At 43.5% G+C, this 17,724-nt stretch carries 20 protein-coding genes and 1 tRNA gene; 17 read left to right on the top strand and 4 right to left on the bottom strand.

Features of this window, described 5'->3' with window-relative positions; genetic code table 11:
• Positions 1-12 precede the first annotated feature (12 nt).
• The gene (whiA, locus tag M3M38_RS02495; protein WP_252766194.1) at positions 13-945 is read left to right on the top strand and encodes a DNA-binding protein WhiA; all 933 of its coding nucleotides are present in this window, start codon (positions 13-15) and stop codon (positions 943-945) included.
• A 61-nt stretch (positions 946-1,006) separates the two neighbouring features.
• Here whiA and clpP read toward each other — a convergent pair whose 3' ends face one another.
• A complete protein-coding gene (gene clpP / locus M3M38_RS02490) occupies positions 1,007-1,633 on the bottom strand; it encodes an ATP-dependent Clp endopeptidase proteolytic subunit ClpP (protein WP_274705803.1) in 627 nt (208 codons plus the stop codon).
• Positions 1,634-1,837: 204 nt separating this feature from the next.
• Here clpP and M3M38_RS02485 point away from each other — a divergent pair, with 204 nt between their 5' ends.
• Positions 1,838-2,344: a phenolic acid decarboxylase gene (locus tag M3M38_RS02485; protein ID WP_274705794.1), complete on the top strand. Its 507-nt coding sequence runs from the start codon at positions 1,838-1,840 to the stop codon at positions 2,342-2,344.
• A gap of 62 nt (positions 2,345-2,406) precedes the next feature.
• Here the strand turns inward: M3M38_RS02485 and M3M38_RS02480 are convergent.
• Positions 2,407-2,478, bottom strand: a tRNA-Arg gene (locus M3M38_RS02480).
• Positions 2,479-2,725: 247 nt separating this feature from the next.
• On the opposite strand from M3M38_RS02480, the gene gap reads away from it, so the two are divergent.
• The 14 genes from gap (at position 2,726) to M3M38_RS02410 (ending at position 15,346) form a co-directional block, all read left to right on the top strand.
• Positions 2,726-3,730 carry a type I glyceraldehyde-3-phosphate dehydrogenase gene (gene gap / locus M3M38_RS02475; RefSeq protein WP_252766192.1) on the top strand — a complete coding sequence of 335 codons (1,005 nt, stop codon included), beginning with the start codon at positions 2,726-2,728 and terminating at the stop codon, positions 3,728-3,730.
• Between the two features lie 103 nt (positions 3,731-3,833).
• Positions 3,834-5,051 (top strand): phosphoglycerate kinase, encoded by a 1,218-nt coding sequence (locus M3M38_RS02470; protein ID WP_252766191.1) that lies wholly within the window; start codon positions 3,834-3,836, stop codon positions 5,049-5,051.
• A gap of 114 nt (positions 5,052-5,165) precedes the next feature.
• The gene (tpiA, locus tag M3M38_RS02465) at positions 5,166-5,924 is read left to right on the top strand and encodes a triose-phosphate isomerase (RefSeq protein WP_252814667.1); all 759 of its coding nucleotides are present in this window, start codon (positions 5,166-5,168) and stop codon (positions 5,922-5,924) included.
• A gap of 87 nt (positions 5,925-6,011) precedes the next feature.
• Positions 6,012-7,331, top strand: a complete 1,320-nt coding sequence (eno, locus tag M3M38_RS02460; RefSeq protein WP_252766189.1) for a phosphopyruvate hydratase — start codon at positions 6,012-6,014, stop codon at positions 7,329-7,331.
• An 83-nt stretch (positions 7,332-7,414) separates the two neighbouring features.
• Entirely contained in the window at positions 7,415-8,392 is a 978-nt protein-coding gene (locus tag M3M38_RS02455; protein ID WP_252814666.1) for an AAA family ATPase, read from the top strand.
• Positions 8,389-8,718 (top strand): AAA family ATPase, encoded by a 330-nt coding sequence (locus M3M38_RS02450; RefSeq protein WP_252814665.1) that lies wholly within the window; start codon positions 8,389-8,391, stop codon positions 8,716-8,718. The genes M3M38_RS02455 and M3M38_RS02450 overlap by 4 nt, the downstream gene beginning before the upstream one ends.
• Positions 8,719-8,732: 14 nt before the next feature.
• Positions 8,733-9,293, top strand: a complete 561-nt coding sequence (locus M3M38_RS02445; RefSeq protein WP_252814664.1) for a hypothetical protein — start codon at positions 8,733-8,735, stop codon at positions 9,291-9,293.
• Between the two features lie 148 nt (positions 9,294-9,441).
• Positions 9,442-9,678, top strand: coding sequence for a preprotein translocase subunit SecG (gene secG, locus M3M38_RS02440; protein ID WP_252766188.1), 237 nt, complete (start codon positions 9,442-9,444; stop codon positions 9,676-9,678).
• A 90-nt stretch (positions 9,679-9,768) separates the two neighbouring features.
• Complete coding sequence (gene rnr, locus M3M38_RS02435) at positions 9,769-12,144, top strand: ribonuclease R (RefSeq protein WP_252814663.1); 2,376 nt, start codon at positions 9,769-9,771, stop codon at positions 12,142-12,144.
• Positions 12,145-12,156: 12 nt separating this feature from the next.
• The gene (gene smpB / locus M3M38_RS02430) at positions 12,157-12,630 is read left to right on the top strand and encodes an SsrA-binding protein SmpB (RefSeq protein ID WP_252814662.1); all 474 of its coding nucleotides are present in this window, start codon (positions 12,157-12,159) and stop codon (positions 12,628-12,630) included.
• Positions 12,631-12,691: 61 nt separating this feature from the next.
• On the top strand, positions 12,692-13,384 hold the full coding sequence (locus tag M3M38_RS02425) for a uracil-DNA glycosylase (RefSeq protein WP_252766185.1): 693 nt from the start codon (positions 12,692-12,694) through the stop codon (positions 13,382-13,384).
• A gap of 9 nt (positions 13,385-13,393) precedes the next feature.
• On the top strand, positions 13,394-14,368 hold the full coding sequence (gene pta / locus M3M38_RS02420) for a phosphate acetyltransferase (protein ID WP_252814661.1): 975 nt from the start codon (positions 13,394-13,396) through the stop codon (positions 14,366-14,368).
• 14 nt (positions 14,369-14,382) lie between these two features.
• Positions 14,383-14,859, top strand: coding sequence for a tRNA (adenosine(37)-N6)-threonylcarbamoyltransferase complex ATPase subunit type 1 TsaE (gene tsaE, locus M3M38_RS02415; protein ID WP_252814660.1), 477 nt, complete (start codon positions 14,383-14,385; stop codon positions 14,857-14,859).
• Positions 14,852-15,346 (top strand): GNAT family N-acetyltransferase, encoded by a 495-nt coding sequence (locus tag M3M38_RS02410; RefSeq protein WP_252814659.1) that lies wholly within the window; start codon positions 14,852-14,854, stop codon positions 15,344-15,346. The genes tsaE and M3M38_RS02410 overlap by 8 nt, the downstream gene beginning before the upstream one ends.
• Positions 15,347-15,381: 35 nt before the next feature.
• Here the strand turns inward: M3M38_RS02410 and M3M38_RS02405 are convergent, their stop codons facing one another.
• Complete coding sequence (locus M3M38_RS02405) at positions 15,382-15,915, bottom strand: 3'-5' exonuclease (protein WP_252814658.1); 534 nt, start codon at positions 15,913-15,915, stop codon at positions 15,382-15,384.
• A 122-nt stretch (positions 15,916-16,037) separates the two neighbouring features.
• On the opposite strand from M3M38_RS02405, the gene murB reads away from it, so the two are divergent.
• Positions 16,038-16,937, top strand: coding sequence for a UDP-N-acetylmuramate dehydrogenase (murB, locus tag M3M38_RS02400; RefSeq protein WP_252814657.1), 900 nt, complete (start codon positions 16,038-16,040; stop codon positions 16,935-16,937).
• A 57-nt stretch (positions 16,938-16,994) separates the two neighbouring features.
• Here murB and M3M38_RS02395 read toward each other — a convergent pair whose 3' ends face one another.
• A complete protein-coding gene (locus M3M38_RS02395; protein WP_252766179.1) occupies positions 16,995-17,648 on the bottom strand; it encodes a DUF1361 domain-containing protein in 654 nt (217 codons plus the stop codon).
• Between the last annotated feature and the right edge of the window lie 76 nt (positions 17,649-17,724).

Raw genomic sequence — 17,724 nt, 5'->3', positions numbered from 1 at the left:
GAGGTCACCAAGATGTCATATGCTAGTGATGTGAAAAAGGAGCTCACCCGCTTAGAGGTCCATCGTACCAATGCCAAGGCGGAATTAATGGCGCTGATTCGGATGAATGGGACCTTAACACTGTCAAATCAACACTTCTCGTTAGAAGTCCAATCTGAAAATTCTGCGATTACCCAACGAATTTATCGGTTGCTGTTACAGTTTTATCAAGTTAAGGCTAGTGTCGTAGTTCGGAAAAAGATGAAGCTGAAGAAGAATAATTTGTACGTGGTGCGCCTGCAGCAACGGGTGGAAGCTATTTTGGATGACTTGGGAATTTTAGATCATTATCAGATTTTAGAACGGGTCCCGGTGGAGTTGTTACAAGATGATTTACAAGTCCGTTCCTATTTACGCGGAGCCTTTTTGGCCGGGGGATCGGTCAATAATCCCCAAACCTCGCGGTATCACCTAGAAATTTATTCTTTGTACGAAGATCACAGTGAGATGCTGACCGAGATGATGAATCAGTATCACTTAGGTGCCAAGCAAACCAAGCGGCGCAGTGGTTACATTGTGTACTTGAAAGAAGCCGAAAAGATTGCGGATTTCTTACAGCTGATTGGGGCCACCAATGCGATGCTGAAGTTTGAAGACATCCGGATTGTCCGCGACATGCGTAACTCAGTCAACCGGTTGGTTAATTGCGAAAATGCCAACATGAATAAGGTGGCGAACGCGTCGACCCGTCAGATTGAAAACATCCAACTGATTGAAGAACGGGTGGGACTTGAGTCCTTGCCACCGAAACTGCGCGACGTTGCCGAAACGCGCTTGAAAAATCAGGAAGTTAGTTTGAAAGAACTCGGCGAGTTGGTTGCGAACGGACCGATTTCCAAGTCGGGGATTAATCACCGGTTACATAAGATTAACGACTACGCAGAGAAGTTACGGGCCGAGCCGTAATGTCACTGCCAAATAAAAAAAGTGCCGAGAAAATTAATTCTCGACACTTTTTAGTTATTGCTTATTTTCGATCGGAACTGTTCTTCATAATACCGTCAATCAAGCCATAATCAACTGCTTCGGGAGCAGTGAGGTAGTTATCCCGTTCGGTATCACGATCAATCTTAGAGAGCGGCTGACCGGAGTGATCTGCTAAGAGTTCGTTAATCATCTTGCGAGCTCGCAGAATTTCTTTGGCAGCAATCTCAATTTCAGTTTGTTGACCTTGCGCACCACCAGATGGTTGGTGAATCATGATTTGGGCATGTGGCAAAGCAAACCGTTTACCTTTGGTTCCGGCCGTAGCCAAAACGCTGGCCATCGAAGCGGCCATTCCCATGACGATCGTTTGCACGTCGGCTTTGATGAAGTTCATGGTATCGTAAATGGCCATTCCGGAAGTAATGACTCCACCTGGGGAGTTGATGTATAAGTAGATGTCCTTGTCAGAATCTTGGGCGTCCAAGAATAGCAGTTGGGCAATCACGGCGTTGGCCATGTTGTCTTCAATTTCTCCGGAAAGCATGATAATGCGATCTTTTAGTAATCGTGAGTAGATGTCATATGCGCGTTCACCTTGAGGTGAGTTTTCAACGACTGTTGGAACTAATGGCATAGTTGAATCCTCTCTTTCTTCTTTAAATTTAATTGGAATTTTTTAATTCGTGAGTTTATCTTACAATGATGGTCAGTCAAGGTCAAACAAAGAGCTTATGAAAGTGACTTTGCATTAAACGAGACTGGATTAAATTGTATCATCATTTTACTAATAAATTTATATCTTATTAGTAAAATGCATTACTCGTTAGTGTATTATTTACCGTATAAAAATAAATTTAAAAGGAGGATCAAAATGAAAAACGAAATTTTAGACTTGCAAGATTTTTTGGGAATGCAACTAATTTATACCTATGACAATGGGTGGGAATATGAAATTTATATTAAAAATGAGGATACGATTGATTACAGAATCCATAGTGGGATCGTCGGTGGTCGCTGGGTAAGAAATCAGAAGGTTAATCTTGTGGAATTAACCCCAGGGATTTTCAAAGTTGCTTGGACGGAACCCACGGGTACGGATGTGTCATTGGATTTTATGCCTAATAAAAATAAAACGCACGGAGAAATTTTCTTTCCGAAGTGGGTCGATGAACATCCAAAACTCACAGTTTGTTATCAAAATGATTTTATTGATAAGATGCATGAAGCACGGAATCAATATCCCACTTATCCAAAAACTGTTGTTTCTGAATTTTCAACGATTACATTTCAACAACATCGAGGAGTCAATAATGAGAATGTAATAGCGCAAGCGCCATATCAGGGAATGGTTAATGATATTAAAACTGGTAAGCTTTAATGATATGCTTAATTTTTTCTAAATTAAAAAGCAGATGAGATTTCTCATCTGCTTTATCTTAGTGCGCCACGAGGGAATCGAACCCCCATCTCAAGAACCGGAATCTTACGTGCTATCCATTACACTAGTGGCGCGTCAGAACACTCTTATTATATTAAATGATTCAACGCTAATAATCAACCCCTAACTTTAAAATCGTTTGGTTTGAATTCAAATGGTGGTTTGCTATACTAAAAACCGTAGTTAGCTAGTGACTGGCTATCAATGCACGTGATTATGGAACCGCTTTAAGCTTGAGGGGAAATCACTGACATTTCCTGACAAAGGTGGTAAGATAGTTACGTATTAAATATTAGATATTCCTGAAGGAGGAAGCCGATTATGACTACAAAGATTGGTATTAATGGTTTCGGACGAATTGGTCGTCTTGCATTCCGTCGGATTCACGAACTAGGCGCTGAAGGGATCGAAGTTGCTGCAATTAACGACTTAACTACCCCTTCAATGTTAGCTTACTTATTGAAGTATGATTCTGTTCACGGTCGTTTCCCTGGCAAAGTGGAATCCACTGAAGACGCAATCATCGTTGATGGTAAGCGCATTCCTGTTTACGCAGAACGTGATGCTAAGAACATTCCTTGGGTTAAGAACGATGGTGTTGACTTCGTACTTGAATGTACTGGTTTCTACACTTCCAAAGAAAAATCACAAGCTCACTTGGATGCCGGTGCAAAACGGGTATTGATTTCAGCTCCTGCTGGTGACATTACTACTGTTGTTCCTGGTGTTAACTTGGATGTCTTGAGCCAAGACGACAAGATCGTTTCTGCTGGTTCATGTACTACTAGTTGTTTAGCACCAATGGCTTACTGGTTGAACAAAGACTTCGGTGTTAAAGTTGGTACCATGACTACTGTCCACGCTTACACTGCTACTCAAGCATTGCAAGATGGTCCACGGAGCGCTAAGTTTGCTAACAACCGTGCCGCTGCTGTTAACACGATTCCTCACAGTTCTGGTGCTGCTAAGGCCATTGGTTTGGTTATCCCAGAACTTGACGGTGCATTAAAGGGTCACGCACAACGGGTTGCTACCATTGACGGTTCTTTAACTGAATTAGTTACCGTCTTGGACAAGAACGTTACGGTTGACCAAGTTAACGACGCCATGAAGAGCCACGAAAACGAAGCCTTTGGTTACAACGACGACTTCATCGTTTCTTCAGATATCGTTGACGATGACCACGGTTCCATTTTCGATCCTAACCAAACTGAAATCGTTGAAAACGACGGTTTACAATTAGTTAAGACGGTTGCTTGGTACGACAACGAATGGGGCTTCACTTGCAACATGGTTCGGACTTTGCTTAAATTTGCTACGATGTAATTTAACCACTAGTTCTATGAACTGAATGTGATTGAAAAGGCGGAGGAGGGATAACCTCCCCCGCCTTTTTTCTAAATTAAAGAATCTCAGGAGGAAACACAGCATGAGTAAATTAATCATTGATGATTTAGATCTCAAGGATAAAAAAGTCTTAATGCGGGTTGATTTCAATGTTCCCATTAAAGATGGGGTGGTCGGTGACGATAACCGGATTGTGGCCGCTTTACCTTCCATCGAATACGTGATTGATCACGGTGGCAAAGCCATCTTGTTCTCACACTTGGGCCGGATTAAGTCCGAAGATGACAAACCTGGTTTGTCATTACGCCCGGTGGCCGAAAAGCTCTCGAAGTTATTGGGCAAACCAGTGACGTTTGTTCCCGTTAACGAAGGGCCACAACTGGAAGAAGCCATTGATAACATGCAAGATGGTCAAGTGTTACTAGCTGAAAACACTCGTTACCAAGACGTCATTAACGGCGAACAAGTTAAACGTGAATCCGGTAACGATCCTAAGTTAGGTGAATACTGGGCCTCTCTGGGTGACGTCTTTGTGAACGACGCCTTTGGAACGGCTCACCGGAGCCACGCTTCGAACGTGGGAATTGCAACGGCCATGGAAAAAGAAGGCAAGCCAGTGGCTGCTGGATTCCTATTGGAAAAAGAAATCCAATTCTTAGGAAACGCTGTAGACAATCCTAAGCATCCATTCGTAGCCATTTTAGGGGGAGCAAAGGTTTCCGACAAAATTGGTGTGATTGATCATCTGTTGGACAAAGCCGACAAGATCATCATCGGTGGAGGAATGACTTACACTTTCTATGCTGCTAAGGGCATTGGGATTGGAAACTCCTTAGTTGAAAAGGACAAGATTGACGTTGCTAAGGAAATCCTGAAAAAGGGTGGCGACAAGATTGTGCTGCCTGTTGACTCTGTTTGTGCCGACCAGTTCTCGAATGATGCTAAGACCCAAGTGGTTGACGGTTCCATTCCAGACGGCATGATGGCCTTAGACATTGGTCCTAAATCAATTCAACTGTTTGAAGACGTCTTAAAGGACGCGAAGACGGTGGTTTGGAACGGACCAATGGGTGTCTTTGAAATGCCTAAATTTGCTGAGGGTACCTTAGCAATCGGTCGTTACCTTGGGACTTTGAAGGACGCTACCACAATCGTGGGTGGAGGAGACTCAACGGCTGCCGTAAAAGAACTCGGTGTGGCTGATAAGTTAACTCACATCTCAACTGGTGGGGGAGCTTCTTTGGAATACCTGGAAGGAAAGACCTTACCGGGAATTGCTTGTGTTTCTAACAAAGATTAATTTAAAAAGACTAGTGCTTGCTGAGCGCTGGTCTTTTTTATTTAGAGTGATTGCTAGTTATTTGGGGAGATTTCCGCTAAAATTAAACTAACGAGACGAGAGGAGAAAGAAAAGATGAGAACTCCCTTTATTGGTGGCAATTGGAAAATGAATTTATCGTTGACCGAAGCCGCTCAATTTATTGATGAGATTCAGACCCAGCTTCCACCCAGTGACGAGGTGGAAACGGTGTTGGCGGCTTCGCCATTGTTTCTGCACACAATGCAGGAGCATAATAACAGCCCCCTGTTAGTTGCTGCCGAAAACTGTTTTTACGAAGACGAGGGGGCCTATACCGGTGAGGTAAGCCCCAAGGCATTGAGTCAGATGGGAATTAAGTACGTGATTGTCGGTCACTCAGAGCGCCGGAAGTACTTTCATGAAACTGATGAAATTGTGAACAAAAAGGTCCACGCGGTGTTCCGGAGCCACATGCTGCCCATCATTTGCTGTGATGAAACGATGGGTCGGTATGAAACCGGCGACCACATTTCCTGGATGGTCAATCAGGTGACAGCCGCCATTCGGGGGTTGGATGCCGATGACGTGAAAAAAGCGGTCGTGGCCTACGAACCCAGCTGGGCCATCGGAACTGGGCATACTGCTCCAGCAGATGCTGCAGAGGAAGGTTGTTATTTGATTCGGCAAACGATTGCGGATATTTATTCCGATCAGATTGCGAACCAAGTCCGGATTTTGTACGGGGGGAGCGTCACCCATGAAAACATCCGTGAACTAATGAAGCAACCAGATATTGACGGGGTGTTGGCTGGAAAAGCCAGTCTTACCACGCAGGAGTTTGTGGAATTAGCTAACTTTCACCAACCAAAATAGTTGGTGAATTTATTTGCAAAGTGATTTTTAAAACTGTAAAATTTAGATGGATAGAATTAGTTTATTAAACTACTAAGGAGATTTATTATGTCAATTATTTCTGATGTATACGCACGCGAAGTCCTTGACTCTCGTGGTAATCCAACTGTTGAAGCAGAAGTTTACACCGAAGACGGTGCAATGGGCCGGGGAATTGTTCCTTCCGGTGCCTCAACTGGTGAACACGAAGCCGTTGAATTACGTGATGGTGACAAGAGTCGCTACATGGGCAAAGGGGTTACGAAAGCCGTTGCGAACGTAAACGACAAGATTGCAAAGGAAATCATCGGTTACGATGTTACTGATCAATTAGGTATTGATCAAGCCATGATTAAGTTAGACGGAACGCCTAACAAAGCTAAGCTTGGTGCCAACGCCATTTTAGCCGTTTCCATCGCCGTAGCTCGCGCTGCTGCTGACGAATTAGGCACTCCTTTATACAACTACTTAGGTGGCTTCGATGCCCACGTTTTACCAACTCCAATGATGAACGTTATCAATGGTGGTAAGCACGCTAACAACAAGGTGGACTTTCAAGAATTCATGATTATGCCAGTTGGTGCTCCAACGTTCCGGGAAGCCGTTCGGATGGGTTCAGAAACGTTCCACAACTTAAAGGCCATTTTAAACGAACGTGGTTACTCCACGGCCGTTGGTGACGAAGGCGGATTCGCTCCTGACTTGAAGAACAACGAAGAACCATTTGAAATCTTGGTGGAAGCCATCGAACGGGCTGGCTACAAACCAGGTAAGGACATCTGCATTGCCTTTGACTGTGCTGCTTCTGAATTCTACAACACGGACACGAAGAAGTACGACTTAGTCGGTGATGGTAAGTCTTACACTGCTTCAGAATTCGTGGCATTACTGGACTCCCTGATTGAAAAGTACCCAATCATCTCTATCGAAGACCCATTGGACGAAAACGAATGGGAAGACTGGAAGGTTGCTACTGCTGAATTAGGTAAGAAAGTACAAATCGTTGGTGACGACCTCTTCGTAACTAACACTGAATACCTATCTAAGGGAATTAAGATGCACGTGGCTAACTCAATCTTAATTAAGTTGAACCAAATTGGGACCTTAACTGAAACTGTCAACGCAGTTAACATGGCTAAGGAAGCTAGTTACACGGCTATTATTTCTCACCGTTCTGGTGAAACGGAAGACACGACGATCTCTGACTTAGTGGTTGCTTTAAACGCTGGTCAAATCAAGACTGGTTCCATGAGCCGGGGCGAACGGATTGCCAAGTACAACCAATTGATGAGAATCGAAGACCAATTAGGTTCAGTTGCTCAATACAAGGGAATTCACTCCTTCTACAACTTGGACTACACTGCTCGCGAAAATATCATCAACAAATAATTAATTACCATCAGAAGTCGTTAGCGCTTGCTAACGACTTTTTTATAAGTTTTGTATATTACTATAATTAACAAGGTGAAATAATGAAGTTAAGTTTAAAAAACATTGGTAAATTAAATGATTCACAGATAGAAATTAATGGATTAACAATTATTGCAGGAGATAATAATACTGGTAAAAGTACTGTAAATAAAGCTCTTTATGCTGCATTTAAATCTCTGAATAATTATAAAGAAAAAATATATTATAATAGATTAAATAAACTAAAAAAATCTATATTGGGAATTGTACGAAGATCATTACGCAGGGGATCATTGCGAAGAGAATCTATTAGATCTAATTATTCTATGAGATCTTTTCTAACTTTTAGAAATAATATTAATTCACTCTTAGAAAATTTCATGAGTGATGAAGTTCAAGATTCTAATAAATTAGTAGATGAAATTTTTGAATTTTTTAATAGTGATAATTTGGAAATTGAAAAAAAACAAATCGTTGAAATAATTGAAGAAATATTAAATGTTTCAGATTATGATATTTTTAAAAATTTATCTTCTGGAAATTTTGAAGCTGAATTTAATGGTCAAATTTCAAATTTATATGAATCAAATAAAAAATCACTTATACAATTAGAGATTTCTAAAACAAAAACATCATTCGAATTTTATGATAATAGTATATCTGAAATCAATGAACCAATTGACCTAGAAGTTTTTCCTATATATATAGATGGTCAGAGTCGATTTGAAGATGAATCTGAAAGCTTGTTATTAGGTATTAACCATAATAATCATAATATAGATTTTAATAAAATGCTTAATAATAAAAAATATAATGTGGATGAGATCGATTGGGTATTAAACAATAAAAAACTAAATAAGTTAATTGGAAATATTAAAAGAGTTGTTCCTGGGGAAATGATTCAAGATGAATCTGACGGATATTTTTATATAGAAAATAACAAAAGGATAAATATAAATAACGTTTCGTCTGGGCTTAAATCATTTATTTATATTAAGGAACTAATATTGAAAGGTTTTATAAAAAAAATGGATTATTGATTTTAGATGAACCAGAAATAAATCTACATCCAAAATGGCAGATTATATTTGCCGAAATAATTGTATTAATTCAAAAAGAATTTAAAATGCATGTAATATGTACTACTCATAGTCCATATTTTCTTCAGGCATTGCAGGTTTATTCTGAGTATTATGATATTGACAAAAAAACAAGGTATTATCTTTCTAGTATAGAAGATGAGAAAACTTTTATTAATGATGTTACAGAGTCTATTGATGAAATATACAAGTTAATGGCAAAACCATTTGATGTGCTTAATAAAATACAAAATGATATTGATCAAAAAAACGAAGAAAATTATTAGTAGAGGATTTAATAGTGGCAAATGTACATTTGGATAGTAATTTGATTAAAGAAAAAAATATGGATCAATTTATTGATCGCATAACTGATGCCTCTTTTGATGATAGTCAGTGTCAATCATTAGTTATTAGCGATGTGAAAGTTTTGAATTTTGATAAAATTAAAGAAAATTTTGAAAATAAAAAATTTAAATATTTTAAATCAGCTGATACTATGTTTTGGTTAGACTCTAATTTTGATGATATTATTTTTGTAGAATTTAAAAATGGTCAGTATAAGCATGTTAAAAACAAAGATTTAAGAATGAAAATTTATGATAGCATGATTATTCTTTCTAATATATTTGAGTTAACTATATGTCAAATATTTAATAAAGTTAGATATGTAATTGTTTATAATGATGAATTCCCAAGCATAAATAAAATACATGAAGAAATAGCTGATTTAGCCAATACTGAATCAATTAAAACAGGATGGATGAATAAAATTGAAAGTATGGAATCATTGGAAAATGTTATTGTAAAAAAGATTGATGGATTAACAAGTGAAGAATTTAAATATGAATTTGATTTATAATTAATTACTATCAAAAGTCGTTAGCGCTTGCTAACGACTTTTTTCTTTGGGAGAAAGCCTCCCCTGGGTTATAATCATGAGCGTAGTTGTGTTATAATAAAAAATATGAATTATTAGACCGTGACTAGCTGTCGAGGAGGAAATTTCTGTGACTAATTTTTTGATGATTATCCTGTGGATTGTGAGCGTGCTCATTATCGCGGCAGTGTTAATGCAACCTTCCAAGAATAATGATGCCATGGCTTCGTTTACCGGAGGAGCGAGCGATTTGTTCTCAGAATCCAAATCCCGAGGCTTTGAATCATTTATTCAAAAAGTAACTGTGGTATTAGGGATTTTGTTTTTTGCGATTGCCCTAGTTTTAATGTGGATCGCTCAACATTAATGAAAAAACTCCTGTTGCCGACAGGAGCTTTTTTTATATGATTGTTCGACAGACTAGCAACTGAAGAAGTAGAAAAAAGAGGAATTTAACGTGCAAGATAACAAACTAAAACAAGAAATTGCCGATCTTTTAAGTTCGCATGCGAACGAACAGTTCGACGTGGAAAAAATTGCGGATGCCCTCCGCTACCATGGCTCGGCCGCCTTTAAACTAATTGTGCAAGAATTAGCTGAGTTGGAACGGGACCGAGTAATCGTGGTTACTAACGACGGTAACTTTAAGATTAACCCGAGTGAACTGTCCCACGAAGGGGTCTTTCACTCCAATCCGAAAGGCTTTGGGTTCGTTGCCTATGATGAACAACTTCCCGATGCCTTCATTGCACCCGATGACACCATGAAAGCCATGAACCTGGATAAGGTGCAGATGCAGATTACCAAGGCCGCTCAGAAGAATTCTGACCGAGGTCCTCAAGGAAAAGTTATGGAAATCATGGAACACCATTATGACCACGTGGTGGGGGAATTCGTGAAGACCAACAATGACCTGGGATACCTGGGGCAGGTGAAGTTACGCGATAAAAAGTTGACCGGAATGAAGTTCTACGTTGCTGACGCTGGGATTCACCCGACGCCCGGGGAAGTCGTGACGGCTGATATTACCGAATACCCGAATGCTAAGCATCCAGACTACATGGTCGGGGTGGCAAAGCAGGTCATCGGAAGCGTTGATGATCCGGGGATTGATATCCTCCAAATCGTGTACGCCAACGACGTTCCCTCTGAATTTCCGACGGACGTCTTAGAGGCCGCGGATGAGATTCCAGACCACGTTCTTCCCGAAGAAACTAAGGGACGTGAGGACATCACTGATCAAGACCTGGTGACGATTGATGCGGAAGAATCCAAGGACTTGGATGATGCCGTGACCGCCTGGAAGTTACCGAACGGAAACTACCATTTGGGGGTTCACATCGCGGACGTTAGTCACTACGTGAAACCCGGTAGCCGTTTAGACGAAGAGGCTTACACCCGGGGTACGTCTGTTTATCTGACCGACCGGGTAATCCCAATGTTACCGCGGCGGTTATCAAACGGAATCTGTTCGTTGAACGAAGGAGAACTCCGGCTCTGCATGAGTTGTGAGATGGAAATTAATCCGCAGGGACGCGTCGTGAAATCCCGGATTCATCCGAGTGTGATGAAGTCGACGGCCCGGATGACGTATAATGCTGTTAACGAAATCATTGAAAATCATGATCCGGAAACCCGGGCGCACTACGCTGGACTGGTTCCGATGTTTGAAACCATGAACGAACTGCACCAGATTCTATACAAGGCGCGGCGCCGACGGGGAGCCATTGACTTTGCCGATGACGAAGCTAAAATTATCGTGGACGAAGCCGGGCACCCGATTGACATTCAGGTGCGGACCCGGGGAACGGCCGAACGATTGATTGAATCGTTCATGTTGGCCGCCAACGAAACGGTTGCGGAAACTTATCACAAGGCGAAGGTTCCGTTTATTTACCGGATTCACGAAAATCCAGATCCCACCAAAGTGAAGGACTTCTTTGAATTCCTGACTGCCTTTGGAATTAACGTCAAGGCTGATCCCGATCACTTGCAACCAAAGACCTTGCAAAACATTTTGACAAAGGTCGAAGGTAAACCTGAAGAAGCGGTAGTCTCAGTAATGTTGTTACGGAGCATGCAGCAAGCCAAGTATAACGAAAAATGTGTCGGTCACTTTGGACTGGGAGCCAAGTACTACACGCACTTTACTTCCCCCATCCGGCGGTATCCTGACATGTTTATCCACCGGCTCATTCATTACTACGAAGACCAAGGAATCAACGATACCACGAAGAAGACCTATGCTGACGTCGTGAGCGACGTGGCGGTGCACGCTTCTGAAACCGAACGCCGTGCCGTAGATACGGAACGGGACGTGGACGCCATGATGAAGGCCGAATACATGAGCAACAAGATTGGCGAAGAGTTTGATGGGGTGGTTAGTTCTGTACTGAAGTTTGGAGCCTTTATTGAACTCCCCAACACGGTTGAAGGTCTCGTGCACATTAGCCGGATGACGGATGATTACTACGAATACGTGGAAAAATACATGGCGTTAGTCGGTCGGAACACGAAGCGGACCTTTAAGATTGGGCAAGACGTCCGCGTGAAGTGTGTGGGCGTGGATGTTGACCAAAGTGCGGTGGACTTTGAAATTGTGAACCCCGAAGAAACACCTACTAGTGAATTATTGCCCAAGCGAGCTCAGCACAATAACGCTAAGCGGCGGTATAACAACAATAGTCGGCGCCCGGGGAGCCATAACGGTTCCAACCAAAACCGGAATCACAACCAACAGCGTAATTATCAAAAACAGAACGGTGGGAACAAACCAGCCGGGCAACCCGCTACCGATCACAAACATCAATTTACGATTCAGAAACGAAAATAAGGACTGATTTACATGGCGCATACGAAACGGAAGCCCCAAACGGATAACGTGGTGGCGACCAACCGCAAGGCTCGCCACGATTATTTCATTGAGCAAACGTATGAAGCAGGGCTGGTGTTAACTGGAACGGAAATCAAATCGGTCCGGGAACGCCGGGTGAACCTCAAAGATGGTTTTGTTTCAATCCGCAACGGGGAAGCCTACCTGATGAACGTGCACATTAATGAATATACTGAGGGAAATCAATTTAATCATGATCCGTTGCGCAACCGGAAACTGTTGTTACACAAAAAAGAAATCAAGCATTTACAAGAAGCGGTGCAGACCAAGGGAGTTACAGTTGTTCCCCTCAAGATGTACCTAAAACACAATTTTGCGAAGGTTTTAATTGGCATTTCCAAAGGGAAACACAGTTACGATAAGCGTGAAACCATCAAACGGCGCGATCAACAACGCCAAATTGATCGGGTTATGAAACATTATTAAGGGACGGGTAACCGTCCTTTTTTGTTATAATTAGAGTGCAGGATTGGAAGGGAGCATCACAATGAAACGATTTATTGATAATGACTGGTGGCCCATTTTAGAGCCGGAGTTTCAAAAGCCTTACTACCAAAAGTTACGGCAGTTTTTGGTCAATGAATACCGGAATCAGACCATTTATCCGGCCATGCAGCGGATCTTTCAAGCCTTTGAATGGACACCGTTTTCAGACACCAAAGTGGTCATCTTAGGGCAGGATCCGTACCATGGTCCGCACCAGGCAATTGGGTTAAGCTTTGCGGTGGAGCCCAACGTTACGTTGCCTCCGTCGTTGCGCAACATCTACAAGGAGTTGGACAACGATTTGGGGATTAAGCCCGTGCACCACGGTTATTTAAAGCACTGGGCGGACCAAGGTGTACTACTCTTGAACTCCGTTTTGACCGTTCGTGATGGCCAGGCGTATTCGCACCAGGGTCATGGTTGGGAACAACTAACGGACTATGCGATTGCCAAGTTGTCGGAACGGCCGGAGCCCGTTGTTTTCATTCTCTGGGGTCGGTCAGCGCGTAACAAGCTTAAGCTCATTGACCAGGAAACCAACGTTGTGATTCAATCTGCCCATCCCAGTCCGCTGTCTGCTAATCGAGGTTTCTTCGGGTCACGACCGTTTTCAAAAACCAACGCGGCCCTAACCGCAATGGGAGAAACTCCGATTGACTGGCAATTGCCAGAACACGTTACGATGACAAATTAGGAGGTTACCATGGATTTATTTGAAAGTTTGAAAAGCAAAATTAAAGGTCAATCCATTCGCATCGTTTTTCCCGAGGGAAATGACGAACGAATCATTAGTGCCGCACATGGTTTACAAGCAGAAGCACTAATTCACCCCATTTTACTGGGACAAGAAGCTGACATTACGGCCACCGCGGCCAAAATGAACGTTGACCTGGATGGCGTTGAAATTATCGACTACCAAAACGTTGATAGTGAACAAACGCAAGCCATGGTGCAGGCCATCGTGGACCGGCGGGGTGGCAAGACGTCTGCCATGGAAGCCTTAGAATGGTTAAAGGATCCGAACTACTTTGGAACGACCATGGTTTACATGGGTCAAGCCGATGGAATGGTTTCTGGAGCTAGTCATCCGACGGGCGATACCATCAGACCTGCTTTACAAATCATTAAAACCAAACCAGACGTGAACCTCATCAGTAGCGCCTTCATCATGCAACGTGACGAAACCCGCTTAATCTTTGCGGATTGTGCGATTAACATTAACCCAGATGAAAACCAACTCGCTGAAATTGCGACGGAAACCGCTAAAACGGCGGCCTTGTTTGATGTGGATCCCAAAGTGGCCATGTTGAGCTTCTCCACCAAGGGTTCCGCTAAGGGTGCTGAAGTGGAAAAAGTCCAAAAAGCGACGAAAATTGCGCACGAACAAGCTCCCGACCTAGCTCTGGACGGTGAATTACAATTTGATGCTGCCGTGGTTCCGGCAGTTGCGAAGGCAAAAGCACCGGACTCACAAGTAGCGGGCTCAGCTAACGTCTTCGTCTTCCCTGATTTGCAATCCGGAAACATTGGTTACAAGATTGCCCAACGACTTGGTGGCTTTGAAGCCATTGGACCTATCTTACAAGGTCTAAACAAACCCGTTTCGGACTTATCTCGGGGTTGCAACGCGGCTGATGTTTACAAGGTCGCTATCATTACGGCCACCCAGGCCTTATAAGCGAGTTGAAAGCAATGGAAAAACAGGTAGTGGTCACGAAGCCGGCGGAAACAGAAGCCTTGGGAGAACAACTAGCGCAGCAACTCCAACCGGGTGATGTGATTCTGTTAGATGGAGATCTGGGTGCAGGCAAAACCACCTTTACGAAGGGGATTGCTCGCGGTTTGGGGATTCGGCAGACCGTGAAGAGTCCCAGTTTTCCGATTATCCGAGAGTATCAATCAGGACGGCTCCCACTCTACCACATGGACGTTTATCGGTTAGAAACCGGGGGAGCCGCCGACCTCGGCTTAGATGAATATTTTGCTGGCGACGGGGTGAGCGTGGTGGAATGGTCGCAATTTGCGGAAACCGAGCTACCCGAGCATTATCTGCAGGTTGCAATCGAACGCCAGGATGACGTTGATGCTGACCAACGACGGTTAACCCTGCGCGCTCACGGAGATCGGTTTGAAACTTTGTTAGCTCAGTTGGGGTTTTCCGATGAGTGAGGAAGTACGAATCCGCGCCGCGGTTCCAGCAGATGCAGCGGGGCTATTAACCTTAGTGAAACGGCTCCAACAGGAAACGGATTTAATCACGGTTGATGAACAGCTGGACCGGTTAACTTTGGATAAGGAAGCGGCAATTCTCGAACGTTTAAACACTTTGGGGACGAATCTAGTGGCCGTGGCATCCTTGGATACAACGTTGGTTGGTCTCGTGACCATCATGGAGCAAACTCCGGCGGTGGGAGAACTCGGAATTGCTGTGCTCAACGATTACCAGGGGGTGGGATTAGGTTCCGCGCTCCTCGACCTGGCCGTAGATTGGTTTACGAAGCTTAGCCGATTACAACGGTTGCTGTTGACGGTTAAAGAGTCGAACCAACGGGCGCTTCGGTTATACCAACACGCTGGCTTTCAGCTCACCGCCCGGCACCATGACATTCTTACCATGACATACAAAAACGACCAGTCAGAATCAGCTTCCCAGTAAGGAGCCGAACGACGACTGGTCGTTTTCAATTTTATTTAAATGTTGGTAATAAAAGGTCGCAGCGCTGCCGGACCGAATTGTTGCTGTTGGGCGAGCAAAATGTTGGCACACGCTAAACTGTCATCCAAGGCGTTGTGGTGATGTTCCAACGTAATTCCCAGTCGCTCACTGACCGTGTTAAGCTTGTGGTTCGGAAACTCCGGATAGAACTTTTTCGCGGTTTTAACCGTATCCAGGGTTTGATAGTGAGGGACCGGGAGCTCGTAGCGTTCTAAACTCTTTTTTAAGACGCTGTTATCGAAGCGGTTGTTGTGGGCAATTACCAAGCGGTGGGGTTTGAAAAATGGTTTGATGATTTCCCAAATTGCTGGAAACGTTGGCGCCGTTTGGACGTCGCGTTGGTGAATCCCATGGACCTGGATGTTGCGCCAGTTAAAGGACGTTTCGGGGTTGATTAACGAATAAAATTCGTCAACCACCTGGTCGTTACGCACGACCGTCAGGGCCACGGAGCACGCACTAGCGCGCTGATGCGTTGCGGTTTCAAAATCAATGGCGACAAAATTCACAAAAATCCCTCCTTGGGGTTGAAATCAGTAGAATCAATGCCTTTAGTATATCATTTTCCAAGTAGTGTTCCCCGAATGAGCGTGGTAGAATGAAGGAAGATGACCGAAAGGAAAACAGAACGATGACAGTTGATTTAACTACTAAATTTAACGATTTTAAAATTTTAAAAGATGAACCATTGGCTCATTATTCTTGGACCAAAACCGGTGGACCGGCGGACTTTTTGGCCTTTCCGGAATCGGACCAGCAGGTGGAAGCGCTAGTTCAATATGCCGACCAAATCGACATGCCAATCACGGTGCTGGGCAATGCTAGTAATTTAATCGTGCGGGATGGTGGAATTCGGGGACTGACCATCATCCTGACCGCGATGAATCACATTCACGTCGACGGTGAGCGGGTAATCGCAGAAGCCGGGGCTGCTTACATAGAAACTACCAAGGTTGCCCAACAAGCTGGTCTGACTGGTCTGGAATTTGCCGCCGGGATTCCTGGTAGTATTGGTGGCGGTGTCTTTATGAACGCCGGAGCTTATGGTGGTGAAACCAAATTTGTGTTGGAATCAGCTACTGTTTTAACGCAGGAACTGGCCGTTGAAGTTTGGCCGCACGAGCAGTTGAACTTTGGCTATCGTCACAGTGCGATTCAGGATCAACACGCGATTGTACTGGGGGCCACTTTCAAGCTCCGTCTGGGTCACAAAGATTTGATTCAACACGAAATGAATCATTTAAATTACTTGCGCAAGTCCAAGCAACCCCTTGAATATCCGTCCTGCGGGAGCGTCTTTAAGCGACCGAAGGGACACTTCGCTGGCAAGCTGATTCACGAAGCTGGCTTGCAAGGCTATCGGGCAGGCGGGGCCGAGGTGTCGAAAAAACACGCTGGCTTTATTGTCAACGTGGACCATGCCACCGCTACTGACTACCTGCACGTGATTCATCACGTCCAGGAGACGGTCTTTGCCCAAACTGGGATTCACTTAGAAACCGAAGTTCGGATTATCGGAGTGGAACCATAAAAAAGACTCATTAGGTTGCTAACGACACCTAATGAGTCTTTTGGTTTTCAATGATTTTTATGTTTCTGGACTGTTATCCTGAATGATTGTATAAATCCAGTAAATGACTAGCTGAATGATGGTCATCAAGATGACAAAAATCAGCATCTCCCGGTTCCACATGTTAGCAAACATGTGCATGTAAAATTTTGGATTGGTAATTAGGTAAACAGTGTGCACCCGCAGAAAACGGCCGATGTAGAGGCCAACCGAGCTCAGAAAAATTAGGACACAGGTCACCATCATGTTAGTAAAGGCCATCTGGAGGTGCAGCTTGGCGGTAATTGCCTTGGCCACGTGAATCAAACTCCAAAAGCCCAAAAAGGCGCAGGTTAACGCGCTAATCAAGAGGCAGGTATACAGAAACCAGATGTGACCATCTAACTTCAGCATTCCGTTAATGTCGTTCGGATGGAGCCACGATAGGTGCAATAAATCGGTTAAGATGTAGGGGGCATTTGGATAAAAAAGCATCCAGACGATGGTTAAAAACCAGAAAATCAGCACATTTTGCTTGGGCTTACCGATGTGGAAACTCAGCTCAATTGGGATGTAGCCTAAAAACGTGTTTAATAGTAAGAACCCGAAGAGCGAGTCCTTGATAAAAAGCTTGATAAACACCAGCCACACGATGAAAAACAAGCGGACTTGCCATTTTTTTCTGTTTGTCATATTTTAATCACCTCAAAATAGTCTACTTTCATTAAACCGCAAATTAAGTAAAAAAACTATTAAATTGTTTCTTAAA

The organism is Fructilactobacillus cliffordii (assembly GCF_024029355.1).
Classification (GTDB): domain Bacteria; phylum Bacillota; class Bacilli; order Lactobacillales; family Lactobacillaceae; genus Fructilactobacillus; species Fructilactobacillus cliffordii.
The sequence above is the reverse complement of the archived record's forward strand: the minus strand, read 5'-3'. Positions and strand labels throughout refer to the sequence as shown.

Bases quoted from the DNA above. Each gene is read 5' to 3' on its own strand.
- whiA (WP_252766194.1), top strand. From the start codon at position 13: ATGTCATATGCTAGTGATGTGAAAAAGGAGCTCACCCGCTTAGAGGTC.
- M3M38_RS02485 (WP_274705794.1), top strand. From the start codon at position 1,838: ATGAAAAACGAAATTTTAGACTTGCAAGATTTTTTGGGAATGCAACTA.
- gap (WP_252766192.1), top strand. From the start codon at position 2,726: ATGACTACAAAGATTGGTATTAATGGTTTCGGACGAATTGGTCGTCTT.
- M3M38_RS02470 (WP_252766191.1), top strand. From the start codon at position 3,834: ATGAGTAAATTAATCATTGATGATTTAGATCTCAAGGATAAAAAAGTC.
- tpiA (WP_252814667.1), top strand. From the start codon at position 5,166: ATGAGAACTCCCTTTATTGGTGGCAATTGGAAAATGAATTTATCGTTG.
- eno (WP_252766189.1), top strand. From the start codon at position 6,012: ATGTCAATTATTTCTGATGTATACGCACGCGAAGTCCTTGACTCTCGT.
- M3M38_RS02455 (WP_252814666.1), top strand. From the start codon at position 7,415: ATGAAGTTAAGTTTAAAAAACATTGGTAAATTAAATGATTCACAGATA.
- smpB (WP_252814662.1), top strand. From the start codon at position 12,157: ATGGCGCATACGAAACGGAAGCCCCAAACGGATAACGTGGTGGCGACC.
- M3M38_RS02425 (WP_252766185.1), top strand. From the start codon at position 12,692: ATGAAACGATTTATTGATAATGACTGGTGGCCCATTTTAGAGCCGGAG.
- pta (WP_252814661.1), top strand. From the start codon at position 13,394: ATGGATTTATTTGAAAGTTTGAAAAGCAAAATTAAAGGTCAATCCATT.
- tsaE (WP_252814660.1), top strand. From the start codon at position 14,383: ATGGAAAAACAGGTAGTGGTCACGAAGCCGGCGGAAACAGAAGCCTTG.
- M3M38_RS02410 (WP_252814659.1), top strand. From the start codon at position 14,852: ATGAGTGAGGAAGTACGAATCCGCGCCGCGGTTCCAGCAGATGCAGCG.
- murB (WP_252814657.1), top strand. From the start codon at position 16,038: ATGACAGTTGATTTAACTACTAAATTTAACGATTTTAAAATTTTAAAA.
- M3M38_RS02395 (WP_252766179.1), bottom strand. From the start codon at position 17,648: ATGACAAACAGAAAAAAATGGCAAGTCCGCTTGTTTTTCATCGTGTGG.